The 20,949-nt window shown below is 31.1% G+C and carries 19 protein-coding genes; 11 read left to right on the forward strand and 8 right to left on the reverse strand.

The annotated features are described in order from the left end of the window. The first annotated feature begins 101 nt into the window (after positions 1-101). From aspS to UXY25_RS11620, 3 genes are all read left to right on the forward strand, one after another. On the forward strand, positions 102-1,856 hold the full coding sequence (gene aspS, locus UXY25_RS11610; protein WP_320816190.1) for an aspartate--tRNA ligase: 1,755 nt from the start codon (positions 102-104) through the stop codon (positions 1,854-1,856). A gap of 2 nt (positions 1,857-1,858) precedes the next feature. Beyond that, the gene (locus tag UXY25_RS11615; protein ID WP_320816191.1) at positions 1,859-2,092 is read left to right on the forward strand and encodes a hypothetical protein; all 234 of its coding nucleotides are present in this window, start codon (positions 1,859-1,861) and stop codon (positions 2,090-2,092) included. Positions 2,093-2,180: 88 nt separating this feature from the next. Beyond that, positions 2,181-2,381 (forward strand): cold-shock protein, encoded by a 201-nt coding sequence (locus UXY25_RS11620; protein ID WP_320816192.1) that lies wholly within the window; start codon positions 2,181-2,183, stop codon positions 2,379-2,381. 47 nt (positions 2,382-2,428) lie between these two features. Here UXY25_RS11620 and dusB read toward each other — a convergent pair whose 3' ends face one another. Beyond that, a complete protein-coding gene (dusB, locus tag UXY25_RS11625; protein WP_320816193.1) occupies positions 2,429-3,427 on the reverse strand; it encodes a tRNA dihydrouridine synthase DusB in 999 nt (332 codons plus the stop codon). Between the two features lie 261 nt (positions 3,428-3,688). Here dusB and lepA point away from each other — a divergent pair, with 261 nt between their 5' ends. Together lepA and UXY25_RS11635 are read left to right on the forward strand one after the other, a co-directional pair. Next, positions 3,689-5,485 (forward strand): translation elongation factor 4, encoded by a 1,797-nt coding sequence (lepA, locus tag UXY25_RS11630; protein ID WP_320816194.1) that lies wholly within the window; start codon positions 3,689-3,691, stop codon positions 5,483-5,485. A 132-nt stretch (positions 5,486-5,617) separates the two neighbouring features. Then, positions 5,618-9,784 carry a choice-of-anchor L domain-containing protein gene (locus UXY25_RS11635; RefSeq protein WP_320816195.1) on the forward strand — a complete coding sequence of 1,389 codons (4,167 nt, stop codon included), beginning with the start codon at positions 5,618-5,620 and terminating at the stop codon, positions 9,782-9,784. A 32-nt stretch (positions 9,785-9,816) separates the two neighbouring features. Here the strand turns inward: UXY25_RS11635 and UXY25_RS11640 are convergent, their stop codons facing one another. From UXY25_RS11640 to UXY25_RS11655, 4 genes are read right to left on the reverse strand one after another with little or no spacing between them, the layout of a single operon-like run. Then, entirely contained in the window at positions 9,817-10,746 is a 930-nt protein-coding gene (locus tag UXY25_RS11640) for a pseudouridine synthase (RefSeq protein WP_320816196.1), read from the reverse strand. Positions 10,747-10,776: 30 nt separating this feature from the next. Continuing rightward, complete coding sequence (locus UXY25_RS11645; RefSeq protein WP_320816197.1) at positions 10,777-11,697, reverse strand: geranylgeranylglycerol-phosphate geranylgeranyltransferase; 921 nt, start codon at positions 11,695-11,697, stop codon at positions 10,777-10,779. A 5-nt stretch (positions 11,698-11,702) separates the two neighbouring features. Beyond that, the gene (locus UXY25_RS11650; RefSeq protein ID WP_320816198.1) at positions 11,703-12,641 is read right to left on the reverse strand and encodes a mevalonate kinase; all 939 of its coding nucleotides are present in this window, start codon (positions 12,639-12,641) and stop codon (positions 11,703-11,705) included. 35 nt (positions 12,642-12,676) lie between these two features. After that, a complete protein-coding gene (locus UXY25_RS11655) occupies positions 12,677-13,753 on the reverse strand; it encodes a diphosphomevalonate decarboxylase (protein ID WP_320816199.1) in 1,077 nt (358 codons plus the stop codon). An 84-nt stretch (positions 13,754-13,837) separates the two neighbouring features. Between UXY25_RS11655 and UXY25_RS11660 the strand changes: the two genes are divergently transcribed. Continuing rightward, entirely contained in the window at positions 13,838-14,314 is a 477-nt protein-coding gene (locus UXY25_RS11660) for a TspO/MBR family protein (protein ID WP_320816200.1), read from the forward strand. Here UXY25_RS11660 and UXY25_RS11665 read toward each other — a convergent pair whose 3' ends face one another. Beyond that, positions 14,315-15,523, reverse strand: coding sequence for an NAD(P)/FAD-dependent oxidoreductase (locus UXY25_RS11665; protein WP_320816201.1), 1,209 nt, complete (start codon positions 15,521-15,523; stop codon positions 14,315-14,317). Further along, positions 15,520-16,200 carry a glycerophosphodiester phosphodiesterase gene (locus UXY25_RS11670; protein ID WP_320816202.1) on the reverse strand — a complete coding sequence of 227 codons (681 nt, stop codon included), beginning with the start codon at positions 16,198-16,200 and terminating at the stop codon, positions 15,520-15,522. Before UXY25_RS11670 ends, UXY25_RS11665 begins: the two co-directional genes overlap by 4 nt. Positions 16,201-16,294: 94 nt before the next feature. Between UXY25_RS11670 and UXY25_RS11675 the strand changes: the two genes are divergently transcribed. After that, positions 16,295-16,732 (forward strand): hypothetical protein, encoded by a 438-nt coding sequence (locus UXY25_RS11675; RefSeq protein ID WP_320816203.1) that lies wholly within the window; start codon positions 16,295-16,297, stop codon positions 16,730-16,732. A 4-nt stretch (positions 16,733-16,736) separates the two neighbouring features. Here UXY25_RS11675 and UXY25_RS11680 read toward each other — a convergent pair whose 3' ends face one another. Continuing rightward, on the reverse strand, positions 16,737-17,558 hold the full coding sequence (locus tag UXY25_RS11680; RefSeq protein WP_320816204.1) for a hypothetical protein: 822 nt from the start codon (positions 17,556-17,558) through the stop codon (positions 16,737-16,739). Positions 17,559-18,008: 450 nt separating this feature from the next. On the opposite strand from UXY25_RS11680, the gene UXY25_RS11685 reads away from it, so the two are divergent. The 4 genes from UXY25_RS11685 to UXY25_RS11700 all read left to right on the forward strand — a co-directional run bounded on the left by UXY25_RS11685 (position 18,009) and on the right by UXY25_RS11700 (position 20,920). Then, a complete protein-coding gene (locus UXY25_RS11685) occupies positions 18,009-19,388 on the forward strand; it encodes a phage integrase SAM-like domain-containing protein (protein ID WP_320816205.1) in 1,380 nt (459 codons plus the stop codon). After that, positions 19,378-20,127: a hypothetical protein gene (locus tag UXY25_RS11690; RefSeq protein ID WP_320816206.1), complete on the forward strand. Its 750-nt coding sequence runs from the start codon at positions 19,378-19,380 to the stop codon at positions 20,125-20,127. The genes UXY25_RS11685 and UXY25_RS11690 overlap by 11 nt, the downstream gene beginning before the upstream one ends. A 90-nt stretch (positions 20,128-20,217) precedes the next feature. After that, positions 20,218-20,496 (forward strand): helix-turn-helix domain-containing protein, encoded by a 279-nt coding sequence (locus tag UXY25_RS11695; protein WP_320816207.1) that lies wholly within the window; start codon positions 20,218-20,220, stop codon positions 20,494-20,496. A 4-nt stretch (positions 20,497-20,500) separates the two neighbouring features. Then, complete coding sequence (locus tag UXY25_RS11700) at positions 20,501-20,920, forward strand: hypothetical protein (protein WP_320816208.1); 420 nt, start codon at positions 20,501-20,503, stop codon at positions 20,918-20,920. Positions 20,921-20,949: the final 29 nt, after the last annotated feature.

Genomic DNA, 20,949 nt, shown 5'->3' on the forward strand with positions numbered 1-20,949 from the left:
TTGAAATTAAAATTAAAAAAAAGTTAATCTTTAAGGTATAATGTTAGGATTAAACTATTAAAATTAAATTTTGTTAGTACTTTTGCAGAAATATTTTTCCAATGTACAGAAGTCATTCATGCGGAGCTTTAAACGCTTCACACATCAATACAGAAGTAACCCTTGCAGGTTGGGTTCAAAAATCACGTGATAAAGGATTCATGATATGGGTCGACTTAAGAGATCGCTATGGAGTAACTCAGTTAATTTTTGACGAACAAAGAACTGATAAAGCAGTTATTGAAAAGGCAAAATCATTAGGAAGAGAATTTGTAATTCAGGTTAAAGGAACAGTTATCGAAAGGGAGTCTAAAAACCCTAACATGCCTACCGGCGAAATTGAAATTTTAGTTTCTGAACTTAATATTTTAAACGAAGCGCTTCTTCCTCCTTTTACTATTGAAGATGAAACTGATGGCGGTGAAGACATTCGTATGAAATATCGCTACTTAGATATTCGTAGAAATCCAGTAAAAAACAATTTAATTTTCCGTCATAAAGTAAGTATGGAAGTTCGTAAATTTCTTTCAGACGAAGGTTTTTGCGAAATTGAAACGCCTTACTTAATTAAATCTACGCCAGAAGGTGCTCGTGACTTTGTAGTGCCAAGCAGAATGAATGAAGGTCAGTTTTATGCACTTCCTCAATCTCCACAAACGTTCAAACAATTATTAATGATTGGTGGAATGGATAAGTATTTTCAAATTGTAAAATGTTTCCGAGATGAAGATTTACGTGCCGACAGACAGCCAGAATTTACACAAATTGACTGTGAAATGGCATTTGTGGAGCAAGAAGACATTTTAAATATTTTTGAAAACTTAACACGTCATTTATTAAAAGAAATTAAAGGTGTAGAAGTAAATAAATTCCCAAGAATTACTTACGATTATGCTATGAAAACATACGGTAATGACAAGCCAGACATTCGTTTTGAAATGAAGTTTGGTGAATTAAATGCTGTTTCGCAACATAAAGAATTCCCTGTTTTCAATGCAGCTGAATTAGTAGTTGGTATTGCAGCTCCAGGTTGTGCATCTTACTCTAGAAAAGAAATTGATGCATTAATTGACTGGGTAAAACGCCCTCAAGTTGGTGCTTTAGGAATGGTTTACGTAAAATGCGAAGCAGACGGAACTTTTAAATCATCGGTAGATAAATTCTACGACCAAGAAGATTTAAAAAAGTGGGCTGAAGTTACCAATGCAAAAGCGGGTGATTTAATTTTAGTCCTTTCCGGACCAGCTGATAAAACACGTGCTCAACTTTCTGCACTTCGTATGGAATTAGCTACACGTTTAGGATTAAGAAAATCGGATGAATTTGCGCCTTTATGGGTTGTAGATTTTCCTTTATTAGAATGGGATGAAGATAGTGCTCGTTACCACGCAATGCACCACCCGTTTACTTCTCCAAAACCAGAAGACATTAAATTGATTGAAACAGAACCAGGAAAAGTAAGAGCAAATGCTTATGATATGGTTTTAAACGGAAATGAAATTGGTGGAGGTTCTATACGCATTCACGATAGAGAACTACAGTCAAGAATGTTTGATTTATTAGGATTTAGCAAAGAAGAGGCTGAAGCTCAATTTGGTTTCTTATTAAATGCATTCCAATATGGAGCGCCTCCTCATGGTGGTTTAGCTTTTGGATTAGATAGATTAGTTGCTATTTTAGGCGGACAAGAAACCATTCGTGATTTTATTGCTTTCCCAAAAAACAATTCAGGAAGAGATGTAATGATTGATGCTCCTTCAAGAATTGATAATAAACAATTGGAAGAGTTACACATTCAATTGAATTTAAAAAAATAACAATGAAATATATAATCAGATTACTTGTTCTTATAGTTATTTGCTTTGTTTCTTATGGATATTTTCATAAAAACCAAGGTAATATTGAAGGAGATAAGTGGGTAGGACTAGGGATTTTGATTATGGCTTTAGTTTTAATGCCGATATTTATTTACCATAGGTATAAATCCAAAAATGTTAAAGATTATATGTTTAAATCTTTACAAAAAGAAGACGAAAACATTGAAAATCAATAATTTTCAAAAGAAAATATCATTTCAGTTATGTCTTTTTAGAAAATAAGTATATCTTTGGCACATTATTAATTATTTTATATTACAAAAAATGGCAACAGGCACAGTTAAATTCTTCAATGAAGAAAAAGGTTTTGGATTTATTACTAATGACGAAACAGGTAAAGATATTTTCGTACACGCATCAGGTTTAAGAGTTGATTCTTTAAACGAAGGTGACAAAGTACAATTCGAAGAAGAAGAAGGAAGAAAAGGTATCGTTGCTGGACAAGTAGAAGTTATCGAAGACTAATAAAAGTTTTGATTACCAAAAAAAAACCCAGCAAAAGCTGGGTTTTTTTATTTTACATCAAACTCATAATTGGAATACACATCTGCTATTTCATCAAAAATATTAAATAATCCTTCCAAATCATCAGTAGTAACCAATCGTTGTTTGTATTCTTTAAAACTGTGAATTCCCTTGAAGTAGTTTGTATAATGTCTTCGCATTTCAACAATACCTACTCGCTCATTCTTCCATTCAACCGACCAAATTAAATGATTTTTTGCAGCTTCAATCCTATCTGTCATTGATGGCGGAGCAAGAATATCACCGGTATTAAAAAAGTGCTTTATTTCGTTAAATATCCAAGGATAACCAATCGCAGCACGACCAATCATCATCCCGTCTAAGCCGTATTTGTTTTTATATTCTAATGCTTTTTCTGGCGAATCAATATCTCCATTACCAAAAATAGGCATAGTAATTCTTGGATTGTTTTTTACACGTGCAATATGTGACCAGTCTGAATGACCTTTATACATTTGAGCTCTAGTTCTTGCATGAACAGTCAAAGCCTGAACGCCAATATCCTGAAGGCGCTCTGCAACCTCATCAATGTTTATAGACGCATCATCCCACCCTAAACGTGTTTTTACTGTAACAGGAAGACTTGTTCCTTTAATAACAGCCTTTGTTAAACGTATCATTAAATCAACATCTTTTAAAACACCTGCTCCTGCCCCTTTACACACTACTTTTTTAACAGGACACCCAAAGTTAATATCTACTAAATCGGGCTGAACAGTGTCTACAATTCTAGCTGACATTTCCATTGCCTCTTCATCTCCTCCAAAAATTTGGATTCCAACAGGTCGCTCGTAATCAAAAATATCCAATTTCATTTTGCTTTTCATAGCATCACGAATTAATCCTTCTGAAGAAATAAATTCAGAATACATTAAATCTGCTCCATGCATTTTACAAAGTCTACGAAATGGCGGATCACTCACGTCTTCCATAGGCGCTAAAAGCAAGGGAAAATCTGGCAATATTATGTTTCCAATTTTCGGCATTAACTATAATTTTTTGCAAAAATACAACAAGATTTTTAAATGTTGATTTATGAATGTTGATTTATGTATATTCTAGCCTCAAGAAACCAGTATCTTACTATAAGAATCCAAAGTTTTGGATTATATTTGCAGATTATATGTTACCATAGTGAAAGCGTTAAGGATTGAAGTGATATCCTTTTGTGTAAAGAAATGAAACAAAAGATATAGCGAAAAGCCTGACCGTAACGAAGAGGAGGTAACGCCCAAATAAAATGTAGGATGAAGAATATTAGAAACTTTTGTATTATTGCACATATTGACCACGGAAAAAGTACGTTAGCTGACAGATTGTTAGGTGCTACTCAAACCGTTACTGCTCGTGAAGAAAAAGCACAGTTGCTTGACAGTATGGACTTAGAGCGTGAACGTGGAATTACCATTAAGAGTCACGCCATACAAATGGAATATAAATACAAAGGAGAAGATTATATTTTAAATTTAATTGACACTCCGGGACACGTGGATTTTTCATATGAAGTTTCTCGTTCTATTGCTGCTTGTGAAGGCGCTTTACTTATTGTAGATGCAGCACAAAGCATTCAAGCGCAGACTATTTCAAATTTATATTTAGCCTTAGAAAACGACTTGGAAATTATTCCAGTTTTAAATAAAGTAGATTTACCAAGTGCCAACCCAGAAGAAGTTAGTGATGATATTATTGACTTATTAGGTTGTAAACTTGAAGACATTATTCACGCTTCAGGAAAAACTGGTTTCGGTGTTGAAAATATTTTAGCTGCAATTATAGAAAAAATTCCACCGCCAAAAGGAAATGTAGAAGAACCTTTACAAGCCTTAATATTTGATTCTCATTACAATCCTTTTAGAGGAATTGAAGTAATTTTCCGTGTTAAAAACGGTGAAATTAAAAAAGGGCAGAAGATTAAATTTATGGCAACAGGAAATGAATATTTTGCTGATGAAGTAGGAACATTGAAATTGAATCAGGTTCCAAAAGATAAAATTTCGACAGGTGATGTTGGGTATTTAATTTCTGGAATTAAAGAAGCTAAAGAAGTAAAAGTTGGTGATACTGTGACAGATGCAAAAACACCAACAACCAATATGATTAAAGGTTTTGAAGACGTAAAACCAATGGTATTTGCTGGTATTTATCCGGTAGATACTGATGATTTTGAAGACTTACGTGCCTCAATGGAAAAACTACAGTTAAACGATGCTTCTTTAGTATTTGCTCCAGAAAGCTCTGCAGCCTTAGGTTTTGGTTTTCGTTGTGGATTCTTAGGAATGTTACACATGGAAATCATTCAAGAACGTTTAGAGCGTGAGTTTGATATGACTGTAATTACTACAGTTCCCAATGTATCTTACCATGCGTATACTAAAAAAGAACCCGATACTATTTTAATTGTAAATAACCCTACTGATTTACCAGAACCTTCAAGACTTGACAGAGTTGAAGAGCCTTATATTAAAGCAACTATTATTACAAAATCTGATTTCGTAGGAAATGTAATGAGTTTGTGTATTGAAAAACGAGGTGTAATTACAAATCAAACCTATCTTACAACTGAACGTGTTGAATTAAATTTTGACATGCCATTAGCAGAAATTGTATTTGATTTTTACGATAGATTAAAAACAGTTTCTAAAGGATATGCTTCTTTTGACTATTCACCAATTGGAATGCGCGAATCTAAATTAGTAAAACTTGATGTTTTATTAAATGCTGCTTCAGTAGATGCTCTTTCTGCATTAATTCACGAAAGTAGTGCTTTCCATATAGGTAAAAAAATGTGCGAAAAGCTAAAAGAGTTAATTCCAAGACAACAATTTGATATTCCTATTCAGGCAGCAATTGGAGCAAAAATTATTGCTCGTGAAACTATAAAAGCATTACGTAAAGATGTTACTGCAAAATGTTACGGTGGAGACATTTCTCGTAAGCGTAAATTATTAGAAAAACAGAAAAAAGGTAAAAAACGTATGCGACTTGTTGGTAATGTAGAAATTCCACAAGAAGCATTTATGGCCGTTTTAAAACTAAACGACTAAATAATATTTAACAAATCATTAAAAAGTTTAAAGATGTCATAATTTTTAAACTTTTTTACTTTATAATTCTTTCTTATTTAAGATATTTTCTTAATTTTAATTAGAACTGAATCCTGCGGAAAAGATCCTACTATGAAAAAGATATACTATTTAATTATACTACTCTCATCAACACTATTTTCCCAAACAATTACAGTTGATGACACAGGTCGCACTCCTACAGATTTAGTTGCTTTACTATTAGGAAACTCGTGTACAGAAGTGAGTAATATCAATGTTTCTTCAACACAATCTGTTGCATATTTCAATCAAAACGGATCTGCTTTTCCTATTGCAGAGGGTATTATAATAAGAAATGGTCGAGCATCTTTTACACAAGGATTATATACCAACACTAATCTGAGTTCTCAAATAAACACAAATGGAGATGCTTTTTTACAGACTATTAGTAATAATAGTGGACAAACAGCAGGAATTACAGATGTTGCTTTTTTAGAATTTGATTTTATTCCATTGTCAAACAATTTTAGCTTTAACTTTCTTTTTGCGTCAAATGAATATGGACAATACCAATGTGGTTTTAGTGATGTATTTGCTTTTGAATTAATTGACATAGCAGCTGGAACTTCTACAAATCTTGCTGTCATACCCGGAACATCAACACCGGTAACCGTAAAAGACATACGAAATCAGATTTATAATTTTCCTGGTGAAACTTGCTTATCTTCAAACCCAAGTTTTTTTGGTGTATATAATGTTAATAATCCAGCTGCTTCAACTTTAAATATGCGAGGTCATACAGTTGTAATGAATGCTTCTTCAGCTGTAACTCCAAACATATCATATCGCATACGACTAGTTATTGGAGACTATAATGACTCGGATTTTGATTCTGCAGTATTTTTAGCAGCAGGAAGTTTTGAAACCACACTTGATTTAGGTCTAGATCAAATTATATGCGCAGGAGATAGTTATACATTAGACACAAATCTAGACAACACTTATACTTATGAATGGCTATTAAATGGTACACCTATACCTGGAGAAACAAATTCATCTTATGATGTAACTCAGCCTGGCACATATACAGTTGAAATAAGAAAAGGAACTTGTTTTATTACAGATACTATTATCTTCAATGATCTTTTTGTAAACAACCCCATCGACTTAGCAACTTGCGATACCGGAAGCGCTTCATATTTTTATGATTTAACAATTAATGATGAAAATTTACTTGGAATTGACAATGCTATTTATGACATTGAATATTTTGAATCTTTAGCTGACATTGCAAGTAACTCTCCTATAACTACTCCAAATAACTTTTCTAGTACCGGAGGGCAAACTATTTATATAAAAATTTTAAATACTACAACAGGTAATTATTGTGACGCTGTTTATGATTTTGATTTAACTGTAACCACTTCTGTTGTTGCGGGAACAAATATTACTGGAACTGTTTGTGAGGATAATTTAAATTATGACTTAAGTATTCATGATGTTGAAGTAATCAATGGACAAACCGGAACATACACCATAACTTACTATAATTCACAAGCAGAAGCGCAATCTTTATCAAATCCAATTAACCCAAATGTAACAATACCGACAGGTGTAAACAACATTACATACTGGGTAAATATACAAGATTCAACCAATTCATCATGTTTTGATGTTACAAGTATAGACATTACAATAAACCCTTTACCAATAGTTGATACAATACCAGATGTACAAGAATGTAGTTCATTTACATTACCTGTAATAACTAATGGGACTTATTATTTATTACCTGGGGGACCGACTACTCCAGGGCAAGTTCAATATAATGCTGGAGATCTAATTGACCTTGGCGGCACCTATTATATTTTTTCGGGACCAGACGCAAATGGCTGTACTAATGAAAGCATTTTCCAATTGTATTTTGTTGACGAATACACACCAACAATTGACAATTGTGGAGAGTTTATCATCCCAGACCCTCCTTATGGCATTGGAGCTTTTTATACTGATTTTGGAGGACCGACAGGTACAGGCACATTAATTCCCATTGGAACTACTTTTACAAATAATACACAAGCTACAATTATACAAACTGTTTATTTTTATGCTGAAGTAAATGGCCTTCCTTGTCGTGATGAACAATTTGATATAAACATCCACCCTATACCTTTAATTGACGACCCTGTGGACGAAACACATTGTAATTCCTTTACTTTACCTGCTTTAACAAATGGTTTTTACTTTACTGGTAGTGGAGCAAGTGGAACTCAACTTTTCGCAGGTGATGTTATTACAACAACTCAAACGCTTTTTGTTTTTAATTCTAATCCAAATTGTAGCATCGAAAACACTTTTGATGTAAATATTGTTGACACCACATTATTTACTTCTATTTCATCTTGTGGCAGCTATACTCTACCTGCAATTACATTTGGAGGGTACTTCGATCAACCTAGCGGACAAGGAATCCCTATTGACCCATCAATTCCTATAACTACCTCACAAGTGGTTTATTATTACACAACAACTTCTGTGTTACCAAATTGTACCGACAACCTAAACTATAATATTACTATAAATCCACTTCCTTTAGTTGACACTATTACAAGTGGAGTTTATTGTGGAGAATTTATTTTACCTGTTCTTAGTAACGGAACGTATTATACACTTCCAGGCGGATCATCAACACCCGGACAAGTGATGTTAAACGCAGGCAATGTTATAGACCTTTCTGGAATTAACTTACCGCCTGGTACTTATTACATATTCAATGGGCCTGATGCCAATACATGTACTAACGAGAGTAATTTTACAATTAATCTAAATGCCTTCCCTCCTATTGACGGAGTACTAAGTCGAACAGAGTGTGATCCTTATTCAATTACAACACCTACAAACGGAACTATTTATACTGAAAGTGGGGGACCTAATGGAAGTGGGGTTGTAGTTCAACCATCTGACACGTTTAATTATACTCATACTTTTTATATTTACAATATTGACAACTCTACAGGCTGTGAGATAGACAGGCCTTTTACAGTTACCTATAGCGGAAATAATCTTCCAGATTATCAAGATGTATTTGTATGTGAATTTGAAAACTATACATTACCCGTATTAACGCACCAAGCGCCTACTCCTTTTAACTATTCCATAGGGTACTATTATAGCCCAAACGGGGTTAATCCTGTCCCAAACGGAACTGTTTTTAACACCCCAAATACACAAACTACTATTTATGTTTATGCAACAAATGGGAATCGTATTATTTGCAATCAAGAAGACAGTTTTATTATTACCGTTTCAGAAACACCAACTTTAACAAGTTATTCAAACATTGTACGTTGTGGAACTTACACGTTACCTGCTTTGCCCGTTGGAAATTTCAATGTAAATTATTATACACAAACTGGAGGAGTTGGAATGATAAGTTCTTCAAACTACACCTTTAATACACCAGGCACATACGATGTTTATGTTTATGCTACTTCAATAGAAAATATTAATTGTAATGATGAAGAATATTTTCAAATTACAATATATCCTTTACTTGATTTGGTTATTCCTGGAGGTATTATTTGTGTAAATGCCGTAACTGGTGTAACCGAACAACCTTTGTTGTTAAATTCAGGATTAAGCCCTGCTGATTTTACTGTTGAATGGCATTTAAACGGAACGCTTATGGGAACTGGACCAACTTACTTAGCAACCACCGCTGGAACTTATGATGTTGTTACAATAAAAGTTTTAGCAGAAAATCCACCAGATTGCAATTACAACCCTACTACTGTTTTAGTAGAACAATCGAGTTCTGCAATTGCGACTGTAAGCATCAGTGAGCCCTTTGAAAATGTTGCGGTCATTACTGTAAATATTGATGTTGGATTTGGGAATTATATTTATCAGTTAGACAATGGTGAGTTCCAAAGCAGTAATCAGTTCTACGATGTTAGTTCTGGGGAACACACAATAACGGTTAGAGATATTTTTGGATATTGTGGAGATTTTATTTTAACAGCAACAATCATTAAATACCCTAAATACTTTACTCCAAATGGAGATGGGGTAAATGAAACTTGGAATATATTTGATCTGGCAATTGATCATCCTGAATCTATAATTTCAATTTTTGATAGATATGGAAAATTAATCAAACAAATATCACCTACAGGAACTGGTTGGGATGGAACCTATAATAACAAAAAGCTTCCTTCAACCGATTATTGGTTTAACGTGAATTATATTTATGAAAATAATGAGAAAATATTTAGAGCACATTTTTCATTAATAAGATAAAAAAAGACCGAGTAAAAACTCGGTCTTTTTTTTTAACTATTTTTTAAATTGATAACTTCTTGTTCTGTTAAAAATCTCCAATTTCCTCTTGGCAGATTCTTTTTTGTTAACCCTGCAAAAGTTACACGATCTAATTTAATTACGTTGTATTTTAAGTGTTCAAATATTTTACGAACAATCTTAACATTTGCCGTTTTCATTTTTATACCGATTTCGCTTTTAGGCTGATCTTCAATATAAGTAACTTCTTCAACGTAAACTCTAAATTCATCAATTGTTAAACCATTTGAAATTTTTTCCAAATCGTCATACTTAAGATTTTTATCTAAAGTGACTTGGTATAGTTTTGATGATCTTTGGTTTGGTGTAGTAAATTTGGTAATAATATCTGTGTCATTAGTAAACAATAACAAACCTGTTGTTGTTTTATCCATTCTTCCTACAGGTTGTAAAAAAGATTTTGAAGCTCCCTTTACTAATTCCAATACATTTGAATCACCTCTATTGTCATCATTTACTGTTGAAAAATTCTTAGGTTTATTCAAAAGAAGATATTCTTTCTTTTCAGGTGTAACTGTAGAACCATCAAATTGAACTACATCAGTCAATTTTACTTTATAGCCCATCTCAGTAACCGACACTCCATTTACCTTAACATTGCCGCTTTGAATATAAATATCTGCATCTCTACGGCTACACATACCCGAGTTAGAAATGTATTTATTTAATCTTATTTCATCTGGATTTTTAGGCTCTTTTGGTGCCTTTGGTGCTTTTTGCTCACCTGATTTAGTAGCAAATTTAGATGATTTTGATTCTTTTTGCTCTCCTGGTTTGGTTGCAAATTTTGATGCCGTTTTTCTTATCGGCGCATTTCCTCTAGCTGTACTTGGTTTTTTAGCTCCACCTTGTCTAGCTGAGGTTCCTTTTTTCTTACTGTTATCTCCTTGATGACGAGTCATTTTCTTAGTATATTTTTTGCAAAGATATAACTAATATGTGGATATCAATTTTTTTCCGTGCAACAAAACTTCTGGCTCTATTAAAACTATACAAAATACACCTGCAACAATAATAAATTTAATTAGAAAATGAAGTTTTAAAAATTCTTGTTTTGTTTTAGATTTCCATAATTTTAACAAGAAAAAAATGAGAACCAAATAACTTATATAGAAATAAATATCCATGTAGCCAACATCAAAAACATCTATTAAAAAATAAACAGGAACAATAGACAAAAGTGTTAAAAATGTAATTGTATATTTTGCTACTTCTTCTCCAAAAAGCACCGGAATAGTTTTATAATTAGCAACTAAATCTCCTTCAATATTCTCTAAATCTTTTACAAACTCTCTTATTAGAATAAGCAGAAATAGAAATGTTGCATGAGCAAAAACAACACTGTAAAAATTCTTATAGTACATTAACACTCCGAAAAAGGGCAAAACTGCTAAAAGAGCTGCCACAAGATTCCCAATAAAAGGAAACTTTTTCAATTTGTGAGAATAATACCAAATGATAAAAATATAAGTCGAAAAAAACAAAACTGCTCTCCACGAAATAAAACTTGCCAAAAAAGTGACAAATAAATTTATGGAAAAATAAACTTTTAATTTGGTGCTCTGGCTAACCAATCTATCCAACATTGCTTTTCTGGGACGGTTTATTAAATCTTTTTTACTGTCGTAAAAATTATTAATAATATAACCCGAAGCAATAGTTAAAGAGGATGCCATTACTATTAAAAACAACTTAACATCTAATAAAACGTCTAAAGCGCGCCTATTAGTTGCTAAAATAAATATTGCCGATAAATATTGTGCCAGTGCAACAACCGAAACGTTATAGCCTCTAACGACAGAGAATAAACTAAAAATTTTAGTTAAAAGTAATTTAGATTCTCTTGAAAGCATTTAAACTAAAATTGGTAGACTACTTCTAACTTATAGTCTTTAAGTGACTCTTTTGCTTTGTCAATATCTTGTGTAAATCCTAAAATATATCCGCCTCCACCAGAACCGCAAAGTTTAAGATAGTAATCGTTTGTATCAATCCCTTTTTGCCATATTTGGTGAAATTGCTCTGGAATCATAGGTTTAAAATGACTTAAAACAACTTTAGATAATTTTTTTGTATTTGCAAAAAGTGATTTAACATCACCATGTAGAAAATCATCTACACAGCTATCTGTATATTTTATGAATTGTGATTTTAACATTTTACGAAAACCATTGTCCTTCAAGCTTTCCATAAAAAGAGTAACCATTGGTGCAGTTTCGCCAACAATTCCTGAATCTATTAAGAAAACAGCTCCTTTTCCATCTAAACTCTGAGAAGGAATACCTGTTGGCTCAATATTATCTTTTGAATTAATTAATATAGGTAAACTTAGATAACTATTTAAAGGATCTAAACCAGAACTTTTTCCGTGGAAAAAAGATTCCATGTTAGAAAAAATTGTTTTTAATTTTAATAATTTCTCTCTAGTTAAATTTTCTAAAACAGTAATTTTATCTGTTGCATATTTATCATACATAGCTGCAACTAAAGCACCACTACTTCCTACTCCATATCCTTGTGGAATACTTGAATCAAAATACATTCCGCTTGCAACATCGCTTTTTAAAGCAACTAAATCAAAAGAAACCAATTCTGGCTTATCTTTTTGCAATTGACTTAAATAAGATGCAAATCTCGATAAACTTTCGTTAGATTTAATAGCCTCTTTTGAAGGGTTTTCAGAAACCTTTAAAGTTCCTTTGTAAAAATTATAAGGAATAGATAATCCTTTTGAATCTTCTATAATTCCATATTCACCAAAAAGTAATATTTTAGAATAAAATAATGGTCCTTTCATAATCTTTAGTATTCAGTTAAAGTAAATGTACAAAATTAAATTGATTTTGCGCCACTGCCAATATAGTCACAAATGTACTGCTCGTTTTGACAATAGCCAACTAATTCATTGTTAATAAATTGCAAAACTTTGTCTTTTACATTCTCCGGATACAAAACGTGCACATTTGCACCAGCGTCCAAAGTAAAACAAACAGGAACTTGAGTTGAATTCCTAAAGCTCCAAATTTTATTAATAATTTCTAAAGTATTTGGTTTCATCAAAATAAAATAAGGCATCGAAGTCATCATCATAGCATGTAAAGTTAAAGCTTCACTTTCTATAATTTTAATAAACTCTTCTATATTTCCAGAAGACAAAATACTCTTTACTTTTGATAAGTTAGTGTGTGCTTGTTCAAATCTTTGTTCAGCAAATGGATGCCCGTTCATTAAATCATGACCTACAGTACTAGAAACTTGTTTTTCTCCTTTATCGACTAACAAAATTGTGTCTTGATAGTTCTTGAAATTAGCGTGTAAGTTTTCAAAAGGAATGCCAAATAAGTTTGAAGAATTTTCAGTTTCCGCATGTTTTCCCCAAATAACCACTTCGCCTTTTACACTTCTACACGCACTACCCGAACCAAGTCTGGCTAAAAAAGAAGCTTTTTGATGAAAATAATCATCTGTCATTGTTGAATTTATTTCCTTTTCCAAACTCATTATATTCATTGCTATTGCAGCCATTCCAGAAGCGGAAGACGCAATTCCTGAACTGTGTGGAAATGTGTTCTCGGTATCAATTACAAAATGATATTCTTTTATATAAGGACAATATTGTTCTATTCTTTGAAAGAATTTTAAAATTTTAGGTTTAAAATCTTCTTTGGGTTTGCCTTCAAAAAACAAATCGAATGTAATTTCAGAATTGTCTGTTTTCTTAGTTACTGCTAAAGAAGTAATCGTTTTACAATTGTTCAACGTAAAACTGATAGAAGGATTTGCAGGAATCTGGTTTTCTTTTTTACCCCAATATTTTACCAATGCAATATTACTTGGAGCGCTCCATTTAAAATTTGCTTTTTCAACAGAAGAAAAATCAGTTGCAATAAAATCCTTTTCAGTTAACATAATCGTTTATTTTATGCAAAAATACCATTTTAGATTAATTTTTTTATGGGAATAATCGTTAATTTGTATCAAAATTAGTATTTCATGAACAAGTATTTAAAAATAACTTATTTAGTAGCTATCTGCTTAGCTGTTGGTTTCCTTTCAAGTTTGGTTACTCAATCTTCAATTGCCACTTGGTATCCAACCTTAGAAAAACCGGTTTTTAATCCGCCAAATTGGGTTTTTGCACCTGTTTGGACACTACTTTTCATTATGATGGGAGTTTCTGCAGGATTAATTTGGGATAAAATTACAGAGCAAAGAGAATTAGTCAAAAAAGGATTGTTGTTTTTTACAGTACAACTGGCTTTAAACGCCTTATGGTCGTATTTATTTTTTGGACTAAGTAATGTTTTATTAGCTTCTATTGAAATCGTTATTTTACTATTGGTTATTTTTGAAACGTATTTAATTTTCAAAAAAATAGACAAAAAAGCAGCAATGTTATTAATTCCTTATATGGTTTGGGTAAGTTTTGCTACGATTTTAACCGTTAGTATTTTAATATTGAATTGGTAATTAAATTGCTTCTGAAATTATAAAGCCGCCTGTCCAAGCATTTTGAAAGTTAAACCCGCCAGTAATGGCATCAATATTCAACACTTCACCAGCTAAATACAGGTTTGGCAACAATTTACTTTCCATCGTTTTAAAGTTAATTTCTTTTAAATCAACTCCACCTGCAGTTACAAATTCTTCTTTAAAGGTGCTTTTTCCATTTACCTGAAAAACTCCATTTGTAAGTTGTTCTGCTAATTGGGTAAGTTGTTTTTTAGATAAATCCGCCCATTTTGTTTCTTGAGTAATTCCAGAAGCCAAAACCAAACTTTCCCACAAACGATTTGGGAATTCAAAAGGCGATTTTTTAACAATTGTCTTTTTTGTATGCTCTTCTTTCAGGTTTTTCAAAACATCAACAGCTTCTTCCAAATCAACATCGTTTAACCAATTAACCAAAAGGGCAAATTGGTAATTTTTATCGGCTAATTCTCGTGCTCCCCATGCAGAAAGCCTTAAAATACCTGGTCCGCTCATTCCCCAATGCGTAATTAACAAAGGTCCGCTTGCGCTTAACTTTGAACCTTTCACTTTTACCGAAGCAAAAGCCGACAAACCCATTAAATCTTTAATTCTAGGATCTTTGATGTTGAATGTAAACAACGATGGAACGGGTGGAATTATAGAGTGACCTAGTTCTGAAAGCATTTCCCAAACTTTAGGATTACTTCCAGCTGAAATAATTAATTTTTTACATGCAAACGTCTCTTTATTGGTTTCTACTTTCCAAAACTCTTCGGTTTTAAACAACGACTGAACGCTTTGACCTGTTAAAACTTGAATGCCTAATTTATGAACATTATCCGTAAAACAATCAATAATAGTTTGTGAAGAATTAGATTCAGGAAACATTCTTCCGTCTTCTTCAATTTTTAATGGAACACCATGATTTTCGAACCACTCAATTGTATCTCCAGAACAAAAATGATGAAAAGGTCCACGTAGTTCTTTTTCGCCTCGTGGATAAAACTTCACTAAATCATTTGGTACAAAACATGCATGCGTAACATTACATCTTCCACCACCAGAAATACGCACTTTCGACAAAACTTCTTTACCACGTTCTAAAATGGCAACTTTTAAATGCTTGTTCTTTTCAGCAATATTTATAGCCGTAAAAAAACCAGCCGCACCACCACCTACAATAATTATATCAAAATTTGTGTTCATATTCTATCTGGAAAATCGGAAATAATTCCGTTTATATTATAATTCTTAATTCGTTCAATATCTACAACATCATTAACGGTCCAAGTATTGATTTTAAATCCTTTTTCGGTTGCCATTTTACAATTGTCTTCTGTTAACAACGAAAAATGAGGATGAATGTATTTTGCTGAAAACTCTTCCGCCCATTCCACGGCTTGTTCCACACTTGCTTGTGTTAAAATCGCTAATGGAATATTTGAATTCAACTGACTTACTTTGTAAAGTTCGTCTCTTTGGAAACTAGAAACAATGAAATTTTCCATTTTCCAATTGTATTCTTGAATATATTTTTCAATTGTTTGCACTGCTGGCTTTGCTGTATCGTGCCCTTTCAATTCAATATTAACCTGACATTTTTTGTTTATCAAATTTAAAACTTCTTCTAAGGTTGAAATTTCAAATACACCATCAACCTTTAGCTTTTTTAACTCTACTAAAGAGAAATTATGGATTTCTCCACTTCCATTGGTTATTCTATCTAAAGTAAAATCATGAAAGACTACTAATTCACCTGAAGCACAAACATGCACATCAAGTTCAATTCCATTAACATTTAAATCTAATGCTTTTTGAAATGAAGCCAATGTATTTTCACTTACATAGCCTTTTGCTCCGCGATGCCCAAAAGATTGAATCATATTAATTGAATTATATTAATTGAATTATATTTACAAAGATATAATAGATTCTATTGTATTCCGTTTAAATACAGAGAACACTTAAAAAAGAAATATGAAAAAGATTATTTTAGGAGCATTAGCCAGTTTATTCATAATGTGTAGTCCTATTAAAACTGAAGTTAGAGACGATTTTAGAAGCAGTTCTGAACAACAAAAAAAGGTCTTCTTAAAAGAAGTAAACGGAACTTCAGACTCTAAAAGTGTCTTGATTTTAACCAAAGGATACAAAGGTGAAAAGATAATGGCTACACAAGAAAGCAAAACGGTTTACTCAAAATACCCTATTACAAATCTGAAAACGCATTTAGCTGATTATTTTAGTTTTGAAAACAGTAAAATATTAATAATTACAGATAATTTCTCTAAACAAGAAGTTGTAATTGAACCTAAAAAAGCTACAAAATACAAGTTCATTTATTTAAGGAAAGACTATGAAAAAGATGTAGCAACTTATAAAATAACATTTAGCAATACTTTGAGAGCGATGTAAAAAATTATTTGTTTGGCATTGTTATCATTTTTACAGGCACTTTGTTAGACTCAATTACTCCATCAAAAATTGTATAGCCATTTTCTTCTATTTCTTTTATTTGATTTTCACTTAACATTGATTCTGTTTTTTTGGAAATATTTACCAATGTAAATGAAGCTAAATTTGGGTGAGTTTCTCCCATATCAGTAATCCAATTCACATTATCTTTTCTTAAAGGTAAATTAACTATAGAAGTAAAATATTTAGTTTCTCCAGGATAAATTATAAATGAATTATTTAGAACATCTCTAAAAAAAAGTGAAGGGTACTTTGTTCTATACAATTTTCTTTTAGTTACATTATCAATAAAAACTGAATCCATATAGATTTCCTTATATCGTTTTGATTTATAATATTCTAAATCAGTTTCATAACCTCCACCAGTTGTTAAAGTGGTTGCACCATTCATTAAAGAATCATTTCTATAAAGATTAAATGAAATTCCACTCCTTGTACTTGAGTCAATTCTGTTTTTAATAATTTTATGAGATAAGAACATATTTTCCATTACATCTACAAAGTTTTCATTTAAAACAACAAAATACTTTTTATTTGAATTATTAATTAATTTATAATTTAATACGTTTTTTGATAAACTATCATATAAATTAGTATGATACACATCATAATCATTTATATCTTTAATACAAACAACTTCATTAGTCAATAAAACTACTTTTAAGTCATCTTCATTATTGTTTGACAAGTCTTTTTTTAAATCCTCCTTGTTATTAAAGCAAGAAATTAATAAAAAAGTTAGAATCATAAATAATATTTTTTTCATATTTTTTATTAGATTAGGACACTATTAATCCCTTGTGGCATTATTTAATTACTAATGTGTAAAATAGTAAAACTTCACTAATTAAAACTCATAACGTTATTTTAACAAATATAGTATTTACGTATTTTTTAAAACACAAGAAGGAATAAAAATAAAAAACCTCTAACTACAATAGTTAGAGGTTCTTTCTGTGCGGGTAAAAGGACTCGAACCTTCACTCTATGCAGTACAATTTTAAGTTTCTTTATAATCAATCTAAACACTATAAAAATATCAAATAACTCTTTTAAATTCGATACTTACACAAACATACATAAAATTATAACAATAGAATAAAATAGAATGAAATAGAATGAAACAGTAAAATTGTTGGGCAATAGTTGGGCAAATATGTAAAACACAATAAAAAAAACATTATTTTTGTTATGTTCAATGTTCAAATCATACAAAATGGCATCAATTCAGTATAGAATACGTAGTAAGGCAAATAAAAACGTATCAATAAAAATTCGTGTTTCCAATGGTCGAAGTTTATCCCTCGAACAAAATACAGGGTTTTCTATAAATCCAAACGACTGGAGCGAATCAAACAACTTACCCAAACAAAACAACCCAACAAACAAACTTTTAAGTAGTAACTTAAAGAAGTTAGACAGTTATATTTTAGACAATCTAAACGAGGATTTAGCAAACAATGTACTTATTGATAAATATTGGTTAGAGGACAAAATTAAATCGTGTTTTGATAGGGTAGAAACAACCGACAACAACGTCTTAATTAACCACATTCAATATATCATAGACAACGCAAACACTCGCAAAGTCAAAACCAATGGAGGTTATAAAATTGGTTTAAGTAAGAACACAATTAAAAACTACAATATTTTCAAAAACATCATTTTAGAATATCAAATAAAAATAAAAAAACAAATCCATTTTGTAGAAATCACAAAACCCTTTGTAGATAGATATACAAATTGGTTAATCAATGCAAAAAACTATTCAACCAATTACGCGGGCAAACAATTAGAAATGTTAAAAACCATTTGTATTGATGCGGAAAAAAACGAAATCAAAGTTTCTACATATTCAAAAAACATTCAGCATTTTAGAGAAAGTGATAACGAACGATATATACAAACATTATCATTTAAAGAGCTGGAGCAAATAAAAAATTACGATTTTACAGATGTTAAAAAACTTGAAAAATTTAAAAAAGAAAATCCTAAACTAACAAAAGATATTTTAATAGCACCAAAGGAATTGATTAACGCAAGAAATTGGATTTTGTTAGGTTGTGAAATTGGGCAACGTGGCGGGGATTTACTTAAAATAACAGAAGATAATATTCGATATAAAGGCGAAAGTATTTATTTAGATGTTATACAAGAAAAAACAAATAAAGATGTTACAATTGGAGTGATTGAACCCTTTGCAATTGACATAATTAAAAATCAATTCCCAATTAAAATACCTCATCAAAAACTAAACAACTATGTAAAAATAATTTGTAAACTTTCGGGAATTGATGAGGTTGTAAAAGGCAAAAAATTAAACCCCGAAACAAATAGAATGGTTTTAGGATTTTATCCAAAATTTGAGTTAATTGCATCACACTCTTTTAGACGTTCTTTTGCATCAAATTATTATAAAATTATACCAACCCCAATTTTAATAAATACAACGGGGCATAGTAAAGAAAGTATGTTTTTAAAATACATAAACAGACGCGAGGACAAAGACGCAAATGCAGACCTTTTTATGCAGTTTTACGAGCAAATAAACAAAGACAAAGAACCAACTTTAAAATTGGTAAGAAATGGCAATTAATAGACCGAAATTAGATTATGAAAATCTTACTATTGAAATATTTGAAGATTGTTTACGTGAGTTGTATTCACTTTCTGCAGAAGTAAACAATTCAATTTCAAATAGAGAATTTGATAAAGATTTTACACCAATGATTATTAATTTATGTAATTATAGATTTAATAAACTATATACTTTTAGTTTTGAAAATTCAATTCATTTTGAGTATTGTAGTTTTAAAACCTATGTAGATAATTTTGAACAAAGATTTAAAAATTACAATTTAAAATATATAGATTGTGAGAGAAATGATTTTGTAAAAAATGAAATTGAATTGATTAATCATTATTATAGTTTAAATGAAAACAATACTATTTGGAACAACGATATAAAAGATATTTTCATTAATTCAAAATCAAAAAAAATAAATTTTTTAAATGATTTATTAAGTATAAATAGTAATGCACAAAAACACGAAAACATATTTTCAAATAATGGTTTTGTTTTATTTGAACATATTTTAAAAGAATATGTAAAAACAAAAAGAGGGCGTTTAAGTGATATTCATTTTTTTTATTGGTCGATGCACAACAATACACCACAATATATACACCAACGCCCCGAGCGTTTTAAAGAATGGTTTTTTAATAACTATGATAATGAAGATTTAGGACAAATCAAACAAACTTATCAAATTGAAAACCCCGACAGACTTAAACATTATTCAAATGCATTAGACTGGTTTAAAACACAAAAATAACTTTGTACCGCAAAAAGTACAAACTCGTACTTACAGCAGTACAACCGAATTGAAATCTTTGCCGAAGTATTAACAACAAAATATTTCGATATGAGTACAATTCAATTTATTCAGACGACCCCGCAAGATTTACAAAATCAAATTAACGAGGGTATTCAAAAACAATTAGAAGGGTTTTTAAAACATTTTAAACCTAAACAACCAAACGAGTATTTAACACGTCAAGAGGTTGCAAAAATGTTTAATGTAGATATTTCTACAATTCACAACTGGTGCAAAAGTGGTAAATTAAAACCGCTCGGACTTGGTGCAAGAGTTTACTTTTTGCGCTCGGACATTGAACAAAGTTTACAACCTTTAAACGTTTAATGTTATGTTCGTAGGCACTAAAAACACACCCGAGTTTATTCGACACACTTACAAAGTAAGTAAAGAATTAAAAAGTTATTCTATTTATGATTTAGTTGAGGTTGACAAAACCAACCAATTAACCGAAACGTTAAGAATTGAAATTTTTAACGGAAAATCAAACGCAACAAACATAAAAGAATATTTACGTTTAAGAACCGCAACGAGCTGGAGCAAATCCGATAAAATTACAGGATTAAGACCAACACAAAAAGAGGGTTTATTTTACGGGGATAGAATAACAAAAAAAGAAAACAAAGTAAATACAAAACACCTTTTAGTATTTCAGTTTTCAAAAGACCGTAAAACCCTAATAATTGACTTTTATAGGGGTTTTTATCCGAAACACAACGGAATACTTCAAAACATTATTTTAAACTATTAAACTAACATTAAAGGACAAAAAAAGGGGAA

The organism is Flavobacterium sp. (assembly GCF_034111225.1).
In the GTDB taxonomy this organism is placed as follows: Bacteria; Bacteroidota; Bacteroidia; order Flavobacteriales; family Flavobacteriaceae; genus Flavobacterium.